General features: G+C 37.2%; 14 protein-coding genes. 11 read left to right on the top strand and 3 right to left on the bottom strand.

All coding sequences use genetic code 11. The features are described 5' to 3' along the window. The first annotated feature begins 53 nt into the window (after positions 1–53). The 3 genes from ACWATA_RS16805 (at position 54) to ACWATA_RS16795 (ending at position 1,235) form a co-directional block, all read left to right on the top strand. Positions 54–371 carry a hypothetical protein gene (locus ACWATA_RS16805; protein WP_028414006.1) on the top strand — a complete coding sequence of 106 codons (318 nt, stop codon included), beginning with the start codon at positions 54–56 and terminating at the stop codon, positions 369–371. 29 nt (positions 372–400) lie between these two features. Continuing rightward, the gene (locus ACWATA_RS16800) at positions 401–583 is read left to right on the top strand and encodes a hypothetical protein (RefSeq protein WP_028414005.1); all 183 of its coding nucleotides are present in this window, start codon (positions 401–403) and stop codon (positions 581–583) included. A 127-nt stretch (positions 584–710) separates the two neighbouring features. Beyond that, positions 711–1,235, top strand: a complete 525-nt coding sequence (locus tag ACWATA_RS16795; RefSeq protein WP_028414004.1) for a cupin domain-containing protein — start codon at positions 711–713, stop codon at positions 1,233–1,235. Between the two features lie 33 nt (positions 1,236–1,268). Here ACWATA_RS16795 and ACWATA_RS16790 read toward each other — a convergent pair whose 3' ends face one another. From ACWATA_RS16790 to desA, 3 genes are all read right to left on the bottom strand, one after another. After that, positions 1,269–1,871, bottom strand: coding sequence for a response regulator transcription factor (locus tag ACWATA_RS16790; RefSeq protein ID WP_013056197.1), 603 nt, complete (start codon positions 1,869–1,871; stop codon positions 1,269–1,271). Further along, positions 1,868–3,010 carry a sensor histidine kinase gene (locus ACWATA_RS16785; protein WP_473049986.1) on the bottom strand — a complete coding sequence of 381 codons (1,143 nt, stop codon included), beginning with the start codon at positions 3,008–3,010 and terminating at the stop codon, positions 1,868–1,870. The genes ACWATA_RS16790 and ACWATA_RS16785 overlap by 4 nt, the downstream gene beginning before the upstream one ends. Positions 3,011–3,122: 112 nt before the next feature. After that, on the bottom strand, positions 3,123–4,166 hold the full coding sequence (gene desA / locus ACWATA_RS16780) for a Delta(5) desaturase DesA (RefSeq protein WP_028414002.1): 1,044 nt from the start codon (positions 4,164–4,166) through the stop codon (positions 3,123–3,125). Between the two features lie 219 nt (positions 4,167–4,385). On the opposite strand from desA, the gene ACWATA_RS16775 reads away from it, so the two are divergent. The 8 genes from ACWATA_RS16775 (at position 4,386) to galU (ending at position 12,558) form a co-directional block, all read left to right on the top strand. Next, on the top strand, positions 4,386–4,781 hold the full coding sequence (locus tag ACWATA_RS16775) for a ribosomal maturation YjgA family protein (protein WP_028414001.1): 396 nt from the start codon (positions 4,386–4,388) through the stop codon (positions 4,779–4,781). 157 nt (positions 4,782–4,938) lie between these two features. Next, positions 4,939–5,493: a hypothetical protein gene (locus ACWATA_RS16770; RefSeq protein ID WP_048018517.1), complete on the top strand. Its 555-nt coding sequence runs from the start codon at positions 4,939–4,941 to the stop codon at positions 5,491–5,493. Positions 5,494–5,753: 260 nt separating this feature from the next. After that, positions 5,754–7,256, top strand: coding sequence for a cardiolipin synthase (gene cls, locus ACWATA_RS16765; RefSeq protein ID WP_033578467.1), 1,503 nt, complete (start codon positions 5,754–5,756; stop codon positions 7,254–7,256). Positions 7,257–7,291: 35 nt separating this feature from the next. Further along, positions 7,292–8,146 carry a DUF1206 domain-containing protein gene (locus ACWATA_RS16760; RefSeq protein WP_048018518.1) on the top strand — a complete coding sequence of 285 codons (855 nt, stop codon included), beginning with the start codon at positions 7,292–7,294 and terminating at the stop codon, positions 8,144–8,146. Between the two features lie 84 nt (positions 8,147–8,230). Continuing rightward, the gene (locus tag ACWATA_RS16755; RefSeq protein WP_028413997.1) at positions 8,231–8,452 is read left to right on the top strand and encodes a spore germination protein; all 222 of its coding nucleotides are present in this window, start codon (positions 8,231–8,233) and stop codon (positions 8,450–8,452) included. A gap of 157 nt (positions 8,453–8,609) precedes the next feature. Then, entirely contained in the window at positions 8,610–10,115 is a 1,506-nt protein-coding gene (locus ACWATA_RS16750; protein ID WP_230624615.1) for a LysM peptidoglycan-binding domain-containing protein, read from the top strand. Between the two features lie 287 nt (positions 10,116–10,402). Next, entirely contained in the window at positions 10,403–11,605 is a 1,203-nt protein-coding gene (locus ACWATA_RS16745; RefSeq protein WP_033578469.1) for a macrolide family glycosyltransferase, read from the top strand. A gap of 44 nt (positions 11,606–11,649) precedes the next feature. Next, positions 11,650–12,558 (top strand): UTP--glucose-1-phosphate uridylyltransferase GalU, encoded by a 909-nt coding sequence (gene galU / locus ACWATA_RS16740; RefSeq protein WP_154991525.1) that lies wholly within the window; start codon positions 11,650–11,652, stop codon positions 12,556–12,558. The last annotated feature ends 8 nt before the right edge of the window (positions 12,559–12,566 follow it).

The following is a 12,566-nucleotide window of genomic DNA, read 5'->3' as shown; positions in this document are numbered from 1 at the left end:
TGGCTAATTAATGCAGCGTTTAATGGATTATTAAAATAACAGAGGGAGAGAAAATGAACGATTCTAAAGGTATATTTAACAATAAAGAAAGAAAGCTTGCTCGCTATTTGGAGACGTACACAACCGAGCAAATTTTAAACGAAGCAGGTATGTCTTCGTCTGCTGCGTTATATGAGTTGAAAAAAATAAGATTACCGCGGGCAGTTGCTAATACGATTGTTTATTACGTACTGGCAACCAATAATCAAAAGCTGGTTATGTACAAACTGCTCATGTTAGCGGGCGTTTGTAAAAAGCTTGGCATTCAAGATGCACAGGCAGCCCTCACTTTTATCAAAAAATATTACGTTTGTCATCAGCATTTACACTAAAAAGCACATCTGTCTGAGGGGGAAAAGAGATGAATATTGTCCCGTTTAAGCAGCGTTCATCTGCGGAAATTTATCAAGATAAAGAACAGCCGTTTCAATGTTTCATTGAGGGAGATCGATTTCAGTTAGATTTGTATATGACGTATTTATTTCATCGCTGTCATTCTAGCAGGTATAGATATAGCCGTGTTAACAGAAAGGGTAGGATGTAATGATAAGATACCGGTGGTAAGCGGCTTCATTTTCCTAATGGAATAATGAAGCCGTTTGTTGTGTTAGAAAGAATGATTTACTATGATGTAGTTAATGATAAAAGAAAAAAGGAAGGGAAGGAACGTAATGGATTTACATAATTGGGAATATTGGATTTCAAAGCTTGAGCTGCAGCCTCATCCAGAAGGAGGGTTTTATAAACAAACCTATCGTTCTAATGATGAAATTTCTGATAAAGAAGTGTCATCTCAGTTTGATGACAAACGATTTCTATATACGAGTATTTACTTTTTATTAAGGTCTCACGATGTATCGCATTTCCACCGGCTGCAATCAGATGAATTATGGTACTATCATGGGGGAAGTTCTTTAACCATTCATATTATCTACCGCGACGGAACCTATCAAGAAGTAAAACTAGGTACAAACTTAGAAAATGGAGAAGTTCCTCAATTTTTAGTTCCAAGAGATACCATTTTCGGTTCCTCTGTCGCAAATGAGAATACGTTTTCCCTGGTAGGGTGTATGGTCGCACCAGGCTTTGATTTCCGTGACTTTGAATTATTCACAAAACAGCAGCTGCTTGATGAATTCCCCGAGCATGTCGTGATCATCGACAAATTAGGGTACGATAAACTCCCAAATGATTAAAAAGCATGCATCTCGGTTTGATGCATGCTTTTTTCATTTGAACCATCCTTTTTCCTTAAAGCGAGTAATGGCTTCAATGCGATTCTTTACTTCGAGTTTGTCCAGAATGGTAGAAATATAGTTGCGCACTGTTCCGGTCTTAATAGATAGTTCGTCAGCAATTTCCTTTGTGTTTTTTCCATCAGCTACTAGAGCTAATACTTCTTTCTCTCTAGCAGTAAGAGGACTGGTAGATTCACTATATAAGTCATCCACTAATTCTGGAGCATAGAGGCGTCTGCCTGCCATCACGCTTCGAATTGAATTTGCGAGTTCTTCACTTGGACTATCTTTTAGCAAGTAGCCACTTACGCCTGCTTTCAAAGCTCTTTGAAAATAGCCGGAGCGAGCGAACGTTGTTAAAATGATGACTTTGCAGTTTAAATCTTTCAGTTCCTCTGCAGCTTCAAGCCCAGTTTTAAGTGGCATCTCGATGTCCATTACGCATATGTCTGGCTGGTGCTGCTTAGCAAGTGATACCGCTTGTTCCCCATTTGAAGCTTTTCCGACAACTTCCATGTCATCTTCTAAATTTAACAAAGAGCCTAAAGCTCCTAACATCATTTGCTGATCTTCGGCAATGACAATTCGAATCATAATTCTTCCTCCTTAATATGTTTGACGATGTTTGGAACTGTAATATGAATAATCGTCCCCCCTTGACTGGAGATATCAAGATGGCCGTTTACAAACTCCAACCGCTCTTTCATTCCTAAAAGTCCGTTTCCTTCCCAGCAGGTTTTTTTCGTATTAATACCCACTCCATTGTCTTCTACCGTTATGCCTACTTCTTTTGCAGACTGATGTAAAGTAATCGTGCAAACGGTGGCTTGACTATGTTTGACCACATTGGTTACGGCTTCTTTTAAGCACATGCTCAGAATATTTTCAATTAGCAAAGACACATTCTCTAATGAAATATCCTTTTCTCCTACAAACGTAATTTCGGCAGCTTCTAAAAGCTCTTGAACGCGTTTTAGTTCTTCGCTAAGGCGAATTCCACGCATTTGAGAAACCATTTTTCTCACTTCATTAAGAGCCGTGCGCGCTGTTTGCTGGACATCTTTTAATTCAGATTTTGCTTTTTCAGGATCTTTTGCAATAAGTTTTCTTGCTAAATCACTTTTTAGACCGATAAGAGACAGCTTTTGTCCTAGCGTATCGTGCAGGTCGCGAGCTATACGCTGGCGCTCTTCCTGTTTTACAAGCTCAGAAATACGTTTATTTGCATCTTCCAGCTGTTCTTCCAGCCGGTCTCGCTTCTTCCGGTTATAAATGCTAAATGGCAGTACAATTACACTAATGGAAATTACAAAAATGAAAGGCAGCTGTTTTAAAAAGATCTCTTCTTGCATAACAACGTTAAAGTTTACCGAAATAACGGTGCTGATCAAATGAACAGCATACAAAGTGAAGAAAGCGAGCCGTTTTTGGATATTTCCAATAAAATAAGCGATAAAAAAAGCGAAGTAAAAGGCAAAGTAAATATAATTAAAAATCGTTGTGAGTGCTAAGGAAATGACGATCAATAAAGCCGTCCATACGTAAACAGACTTGTCTGTTGAAACAAATGCAAAACGATAGAAAATAAAAAATAAGATGGTGAGTAAAGAGCCAAGAATAATGTGATTCATGGATGAAGACTGTAAGATAAAATAAAATGGTAAAATGGCAAATACCGTCCATATGTAAGGAGATAGCCCAGTGATTTTTTGGAAAAACGTATATTTTTTCATAAAGAACCTCATTTGTTTGTTAAAATACACTATTAGTTTACCACAAAGTAGAATGAAATAAGTTTAGGCGAATAGATAAAACAGTCAAGCTTTTGAAAGCTTGACTGTTTTATTAAAGTTCTGCTTTTGTTTGAGAAGAAATTCTGCTTGCTTTTGGTGCAGCTGAGCGTTTTTTTATTTCTTTAAAGCTCACAAACATTTTGTTTTCTTCATCCCATAAACGGAATCGAAGAGAGCGAAGGCTTGTTGCGAGTGTAATGGTTGGTACATTTTGAAGAGGCTGTGTGTGTTGATGAACAGCTTCAAGCTTATAGTTGGGCACTCTTGGGCTTAAATGATGTACGTGGTGAAACCCGATATTGCCTGTTAGCCATTGCAAAAGTTTTGGAAGCTTGTAAAATGAACTTCCTTCAACGGCTGCTTTTACATAATCCCAGTGCTCATCTTCTTCAAAATAAGAATCTTCAAACTGATGCTGTACATAAAACAGCCAAATTCCAATTGAACCTGAAATGAAGAAAATCGGTCCTTGGATTAATACAAACGCCTGCCAACCTACCAACCAGCAGGTCGCTGCTGCTAATGCAACAATCAATACATTTGTAAGATACGTGTTCATTCTCTCTTTTTTCTTCGCATTTTTTCGATTGAATCGGTTTGTAATCAAAAATACATATATAGGTCCCACGCCGAACATAACGAACGGGTTGCGATAGATACGGTAAGCGATTTTTTTCCAAATAGAAGCTTCTTTATATTCCGTTACGGTTAACACCCAAATGTCACCCGTACCTCTTTTATCTAAGTTGCTGCTTGTTGCATGGTGAATGGCATGGCTATGTCCCCATTGACTGTAAGGAAACATCGTTAACACACCGGTAATTGTTCCGAGAATTTTATTGTGTTGTCTACTCTTAAAGAAAGAGTAGTGACAACAGTCATGAAAAATAATGAATATTCTTACTAAAAACCCTGCTGCGATGACAGTTAGCGGAAATGCTAAAAAATAAGAAATTGAAAGGCTCTCATAAGCGAGAAACCATAGTGTGAAAAAAGGTAAAAAAGTATTAATCAATTGTCTTATGCTGTCTTTCATTACTGCTTTTTCAAAGGGTGCAACTTGTTTTCGTAAATTCTTTTGTTTTTGTATAGTCATATGAAATTCCTTTCATCACCGTATATTATCCTCAGTATAAAGGGATTTTTCTGACTATTTAAGACATACGTGTCATATAGAAACTATGACACTTGTCATATATACGTAGGGGGAAGCTGTAAAAAATGAAAAAAAGCGGTATTTAACAGTTTGCGGTTCTGATAAAATTATACAGTGAAGGCTTATTGTGACGGAGCATTTAAGAAAAAGGAGTTTGAAATGAATAAAAGAAATAGATGGGTATACCTGCTTCTAGCTATTGTTGTCATGGGAGCAGGCCTATTATCAAGAAAACTTACTGCGTATCTTCCTCACATCGTAAATATATATGCGGGAGATTCGTTATGGGCCTTAATGATTTTTGTCAGTGCGGGTTTTTTGTTTCCTACATGGAAGACAAAAATGATTGGTATGTTTGCTATAGTGTTTTGTTACTTCATTGAATTTACACAGCTGTATCACGCTCCTTGGATTGATGACATAAGAAAGACTGCGCTAGGAGGGCTCATTTTGGGGTATGGCTTCTTATGGAGCGATATACTAGCCTATTCGATTGGAGTCGCGGTAGGAATGAGCTGGGAGTATTATAGATATCGATTTAAAAGACCCGCCTAGCAAATACGTTTCAATGAATCTTAGAACTCAGCTGAGGATGGAATAAGCCGTAGGGTTATGAAGCAGGATGTATATACATAAAAATAAACTTATGCATAAAATTTTTTATTTAAAACCTATTATCTATTCGTTGAACGAGAGGAAGAGAGGGGATTATTTGAATTTAATAGCCTGGATGATTATTGCATGTGAAATCGCTTTTTGGATAGTCATCATTTTAGGATTAGCAACAAGGTATATGTTTAAAAAACAAAAGCTCAGTTTTTTTATTTTAGCTTTAACACCTGTTGTTGATTTTTTTCTTCTGATTGTGACGGGCGTAGACCTTTACGGAGGTGCTACAGCGACTTATGCTCACGCTATTGCAGCCGTGTATATTGGAATTTCGATCGCTTTTGGAAAAAGTATGATTCAATGGGCAGATGAACGCTTTCAATATTATGTGATGAAAAGTGCAGAAAAACCTCGTAAGCGCTATGGAAAAGAATATGCAAAGCATTATTTTAAATCATGGATACAGCATCTTCTTGCTTATGCTATTGGGGCAGCTCTTTTAGCGGCGATGATGTATATAGTACCAAATGGAAAAACTAACGTGCTGCAAAATGTAGTGGAAGTTTGGACAGTTATTGTAGGAATTGATTTCTTATTATCTCTTTCTAATTTCGTTTGGCCTAAAAAAGAAAAAGAGTCTGGTTATACTAACTCATAAAAAGGCATCGATGCTTGAAAAGCCAGTGAAAAAACCTCCCTGTAAGGAGGTTTTTTGTTTTACCATCCAGGGTATAGGTATATGAATGATGCTTGTCTGAGGTAGTTCAGTTTAGTTGCTTAAGCGGCTAAACTGCTTTTTGTGCAAATATATGTACATTTTATGTAGCATGCATGATAAGAATTCTGTGTATTCCATATACTACCTCATATGAAAGGTAGGCAAGTGATACAATACAGTTTGTTTTTAGGAGAGCTTTTATGAAAAAACGCCGGTTGGACTTTATTTTTTTATTTATTATTTTACTTTCAATTTATGCTTTCTTTTTTACCTCTATTGATATTCATTGGAAGTATGCCTTAGTTGGATTATATGGTGTCATCATTTTCATTTGTATGTATTCACTTATGCTTGAAAATCGAACGCCTGAAAGTACGTTGGTTTGGATGTATGTCCTCTTTTTCTTCCCTGTTGCAGGCTTTTTCTTTTATTTGTATTCAGGACAGCTCTATTTAAAGGGGCATATGTTCAAAAAAAAGCGTATGCATAACCGAGAGATGCTTAGAAAGATGGCAGATAAAGAAACGACGCCTGATCTATCAACGCTTCAATCTCATCAGCGTTACTTTGCTCAGTATCTTCAATGTGTATCTTTGACAAAGATGAATGTTCATACAAAAACCTACGTCCTTAAGAACGGGCAAGAAACGTTTAACGAAATCAAAAAGCATTTGCAGTCAGCCAAACATTTTATTCATATGGAATACTACATGTTTCACTCAGATTCGTTAGGAAAAGAAATCATTGATATTTTAATTAAAAAAGCAAGCGAAGGTGTAGAAGTGCGCTTTACGTTTGATACAATGGGAAGCTTTACATTATCGGGTTCAGATATTAAGCGAATGAAGAAAGCGAATGTTAAAGTGCATCCTTTCTTACCTATTAAGTATGGATTTTTTAATCAAAAATTTAACTTTCGAAACCACCGTAAAATAGTTGTAATTGACGGGGAAGTAGGTTTTGTAGGAGGACTAAATGTAGGAGATGAGTACTTAGGGAAAAATAAAAAAATCGGTTTTTGGCGAGATACCCACCTGATGTTAAGAGGTGAATCTGTTCAAACGCTGCACTCAATTTTTATGTTTGACTGGGAATACGTTTCTGGAGAATGCTTAATTCATAATGAAGCGTATACAAAACCTCATCGTGTTGAAGGAGAAGGGTTCGTTCAGGTAGTGGCGACGGGGCCAGATACGCAGGAAAATATGAGCGACTATTATTATACAATGATTACAAGCGCGACGAAGTCAATTTGGATTTCTACCCCCTATTTTGTTCCAAACGAAGCTATAAGAACTGCTCTTCGTATTGCGGCTAGAAAAGGTGTAGAAGTACGAATTATGGTGCCGGAAATTAATGATGGCTTTCTGACTCAATATGGAACAAGATCATATTTTGCCGAACTTCTTCGATGTGGAATTGAAGTATATTCGTATAGAAAAGGATTTTTGCATCAAAAAATTGTGATTATCGACGGAGATATGGCTTCGGTCGGTACCGCAAATATGGATATGAGAAGTTTTCATCTGAACTTTGAAGTGAATGCATTTTTAATTGAGGGAGAGACGATTCAAACGCTCATTAAAAATTACGAAGAAGATATGGAAGACAGTCATTTGATCAAACCAGTAGCATTTTACAAGCGAAGTTTAGTAGAACGTTCGAAAGAGTCATTTGCTCGCTTATTTTCAGGTGTTTTATAAAATAAAGTTTGTTTTCAAAAAGCAGGAGGAAACGTATGGGTGAATCTCCATTTGTTAAAAAAGATACGTTTGGTCGAAAGTTACATCGCTTAAAAGAACGCACTAAGCCGTTTGTCGTGCGTTTTTCACGGTTTGGTCATGTAGCTCAAGGTGTGGTCTATTTTGTCATCGGTATATTAGCGATTCAGACAGCTTTCGGATTAAAAGGCGATTTAGTTACTTCTCAAGGGGCCCTACACACAATTGCAAAGCAGCCGTTTGGATTTTTAATTTTAATCGTTTTGGCAGTAGGTTTAAGTGGATATGCGTTTTGGCAAATCATTTCTGCTATTTTTGACCCTCACCACGTTGGGCATGGTGTAAAAGGCGCTTTTACTCGTTTAGGCTATTTAGTTGTAGCCACGTTTTATATTAGTCTTTGTGTGAGTTCGGTAAAAATTTTGCTTCATGCTCACGTTCATACTTCAGGTAAGCATTATCAAACGGTATCAGCCAAGCTGTTATCTTATCCCTTTGGGCAAACCATCATTGCGCTTACAGGTATCGGCGTTATTATCTTTGGGATTGGACAAGTATATTGGGCTCTTTCAGGACGCTTCCTAAAAAAACTAAAGAAAAACGAAATGTCAAAAGAAGAGTGGCGATGGAGCGGGCATATTGGAAAAGCGGGTATTATTGCTCGAAGTATCGTCTTTGGGATTATTGGCTTCTTTCTTATTCGCACGGCTCTTCAAGCGGATCCAGACGAAACGAAAGGGTTAGATGGAGCCCTTGCTGAAGTAGCGCAGCGTCCTTTTGGGTCTGTACTGCTGGCTATCGTATCAATCGGGCTTATGGCATACGGAGTATATATGTTTGCAGAATCAAGGTATAAACGAATTGATCCTTAATAAAATTTAAAAGATGAAAAAGCTACTTTTTAGCCTTCTGCTCATATCATATAGCAGATAGATAGTGAACAGGAGGAGAGGCAGATGCCATCGGTAGTAGGAGCCGTAAATATCTCGAATGTATTGGTTTCATCTTCAGTGGAGTTTGGTGATTGTCTGGCTATTAAGCCAAAGAGTACAGCTTTTACAACAGTCGGTTCTGGTAGCGGGAACACAGGAAACTTTATGAATATTACAAGCAGTGCCAGTACCGCCAATACAATTGATATGGATATTAACGATCAAAATGTAGTGGGAAATGCATAAGAAACGAAAGCTTATCGTCATCGGACGGTAAGCTTTTTTATTTGAGTTTGACGTATACCCAAACGTTTCTTTACCACAATGTACCTCTAGGATTCTATCTTATAGGAGTAGTAAACTAGACAGGTGATGTCAAAAAGTGGGGAGGCGAGATTATCAAATGAAGAAAATATGTATGAGCCTACTTATTCTCTGTCTTTTCAGTGGAGGATTGGCCCCAATAAGTAAAGGAGACGCTGCTTCTTCAGTAGGCACTGTCAAAGGTGATAATGTAAATGTGTATCGTTCTCCATCTTTGCATTCTTCGATTGTTCAGACAGTGAAAAAAGGAGAAGAGTTTCCTGCTATTTCATCTGAAGCGGGAGATGCAGCTCAAGTTATCACCCATAAAGTAGTGCCAGGAAATACACTATGGCTACTAGCTAAACAATATGGTGTAACAGTCAGCGAGCTAATAAAACAAAATCAGCTAAAAACGACGGAGCTAACTCCGGGGCAAACGCTGAAAATACCACCAAAAGGCTTGTTACATAAAGTAGTATCAGGAGATACGCTTTGGAAAATCTCTGTAAAGTACGGTGTAAAAGCGACTGAATTAACAAAGTTAAATCAGCTATCATCAACAAATATTAAGCCTGGACAAATGCTTATTATTCCTGATTACTATGTACAAGTACAGCTTTTGGAAGGGAAAAAGGGCTGGATCAAAAAATCTGATTTAGCACAAAAGAAGCATCAGCCAGTAGTTATGGGCTGGAGCTTTAATGAAAAAACAGCAGGCTATGCAGAATCGATGAAACAAAAGAACTTAGACGTTGTTTCACCACGCTGGTTTACGCTAACGCGGAGTGACAAAGTTGTTTCATCTTCTATAAATCCATCGTATGTTCAAACGGCTCACAAAAACGGCAAAAAAGTCTGGCCGCTCATCGGTAACAATTTCGATGATGTGCTGACAAGTGACGTCCTAGGCAATAAAGCAAAGCGGCAAAAGCTTGTATCGTCAGTCGAAAGTTCGCTTGTGAAAACAAACAGTGACGGTATTAACGTTGACTTTGAAAATATTAATATCAAAAACAAACAAGATTTTGTTTTATTTATTAAAGAATTAAAAGCAGCGTTAAAGCCTCATGGTATGACCGTTTCAGTAGACGTAACACGAGAGAATAATGATCCGTTTTGGTCAGGAAGCTTTGATCGAAAACAGATTGGTCAAGTGGCAGATTACGTCATTATGATGGGTTATGAAGAACACTGGGGAGGAAGTCAGGTTCCAGGGTCTGTGGCTTCGCTGCCTTGGGTGAAAGAAGGAACAGAACTTCTTATGAAAGATGTACCTGCACACAAAATCCTGCTGGGAGTTCCTTTTTATACGCGAGAATGGAAAACGGATCTATCTACCAAAAAAGTTGTCACAAAAGACTTAACGATGAAAGAAGCCGAAGCAATTATCTCTTCTAAAAAGTTAACTAAAAAATGGGACAGCCAAGCCTCTCAGTACTATGTAGAATACACCGAAAATGGTACGAAGCATCAAATATGGCTCGAAGACAAAGCATCTATGCAGCGCCGGGTTAAATTAATTAATGACTATCATTTAGGCGGGGCGGCAGCTTGGTATATTGGTTCAGAAACATCAGATATATGGGAGTTATATAACTTCTAAATAAAAAACACACCTTATGCTTAATGTAGCTAGGTGTGTTTTTTATTTTCATCATATTGAAGCGCATACATCTATTTACAAACAAGATAAATTTTACAATATTTGTTTTTCTTGAGTTAATTTATAACTATATTCCAAAATGAGCCTATTTAACCTTTTTTTAGTTGAAAACGCTTAATGACTTTACGATAAAGATAATTTATAGTAAATTCAGTTTCTATACAATAAATTTACCAAATGAATAATTAAGTGATTTAATTATTAACTAAGTGAAAGGAATGGATGTTATGGGAAATGTATTAGTAATAGGCTTTCCAGGTGAAGGACATGTGAACCCTTCTTTAGGAATTGTAAAAGAATTAATGGCTCAAGGGGAGAAGGTCGTCTATTACGGCATTGAAGACTATGCTGAAAAAATCCGAAAAGCAGGAGCGGAATTTCGTGAATACGAAGATTTTCGTCCAAGTCTTGATATGAGCAACCGTATGACCAAAGAAGAGTCTTATGACCGCTATGAAATAATGAATTTGTTTTTAAATGAATCTGAAAATATTATTACTAAAATTATGAGTGAAACGAAACATGAAACATATGATTATGTACTTTATGATTATCACCTTTTAGCAGGTTCCGCTGTGGCCGACCTTCTTCAGCTTCCAAAGGTTTCTCTTTGTACGACGTTTGCGTTAAATAAGGAGTTAGCAACTTGTATGATGCCAAGTGGTCAAACAGAACCTGACCAATCTTCCTTTTATCCTCAATTCGAAAAATCATTAAATAAGTTCAACAGCCAATATAATACGGAGTTAAAAGACTCCATGGACATTATGTCAAATCCAGGGGATATTACGTTAATATTTACGTCAGAATTCTTTCAGCCGCACGTATCTGAATTTACGAGTGAGTACAAGTTTATTGGTCCTTCAATTGTTAAACGATTAGATATTGAAGATCCTTCTTACTTACAAAATGAAAATGAAAAAATTATTTTTGTTTCTATGGGAACTATTTTTAATCAGCAGCTAGAAATCTATAACTTATGTATAGAAGCATTAAAAGATTTTGAGGGTAAAGTTATTTTATCTATTGGTAAAAATACAAAACCTGAAGAATTAGCACACATTCCAGAAAACTTCGTTGTAAAACAATACGTACCGCAGCTAGAAATTTTAAAACGTGCGGATTTATTTATTACTCACGGCGGAATGAACAGCAGCAGTGAAGGATTATACTACGATACACCGCTTGTCGTTATTCCAATGGCAGTGGATCAATTTATGGTGGGCGATCGCGTGCAGGAGTTAGGAGCAGGCGTGAAATTAGATAAAAATAATGTATCTGCTGAGCTAATCAAAAATACAGTTAACGACGTTTTAACTACTCACACATATAAACAGCATGCACAACAAATCGGAGAATCACTTCGCTCAGCGGGAGGATACAAGCAAGGTGTGAAAGAAATTTTCAAGATGGTGCCTGTTAAAGCGTAATAGATGTAAGACAGCTAGATAACTAACAGAGAGGAGTAAATCATATGCAGACTATAAAAAAAGCAGTTATACCAGCAGCAGGGTTAGGTACTCGTTTTTTACCCGTTACAAAATCTATCCCAAAAGAAATGCTTCCAATTGTAAATAAGCCCGTCATTCAATTTATTGTGGAAGAAGCCTTAAAATCAGGCATCGAAGATATTTTAATTGTTACAGGAAACGGAAAACAAGCGATTGAAAATCATTTTGACCATAATATTCAATTAGAACACTTGCTTCATCAAAAAGGAAAGACCGAACTATTAGAGGAAATGGAGCATATCTCTGAACTAGCGAATATTCATTACGTTCGTCAAAAAGAAATGAAGGGCCTTGGCCATGCGATTGGCTGTGCTCGACAATTTATTGGAAACGAACCGTTTGCAGTTTTACTTGGAGATGACTTAACAGACCCAGATCAGCCTTGTTTAAAACAGCTGATTGACCAGTATACCCAAACGGGATCGTCGGTTATCGGCGTGCAGCGCGTAGAGGAAGAAGCCGTTCATCGTTACGGGATTATAGATCCAAAAGCAAATAAAAACCGATTATACGAAGTGAATGGTTTTGTAGAAAAACCATCAGTCGAAGAAGCTCCGTCTAATTTAGGAATTATTGGACGCTATGTATTTACACCTGACATTTTTGATTATCTTGAAACGCAGGAAGCTGGAAAAGGTGGGGAGATTCAGCTAACGGATGCTATTCAGCGTATGAATATAGACCGTTCTATTTATGCTTACGAATTCGAAGGCGAACGTTATGATGCAGGGGAAAAATTAGATTTTATTTTTACGACCCTTGCTTTTGCGTTAAAAGATGAAGAATTAAAAGCACCTCTTTTAACTAAATTCAAAGAGCTGATCAACAAGGAAGAACAAAAAGAAAAAATTGCTGTACACATTGGAAAATAATCTTCATT

The organism is Priestia sp. USM5, assembly GCF_058323215.1.
The sequence above is the reverse complement of the archived record's forward strand: the minus strand, read 5'-3'. Positions and strand labels throughout refer to the sequence as shown.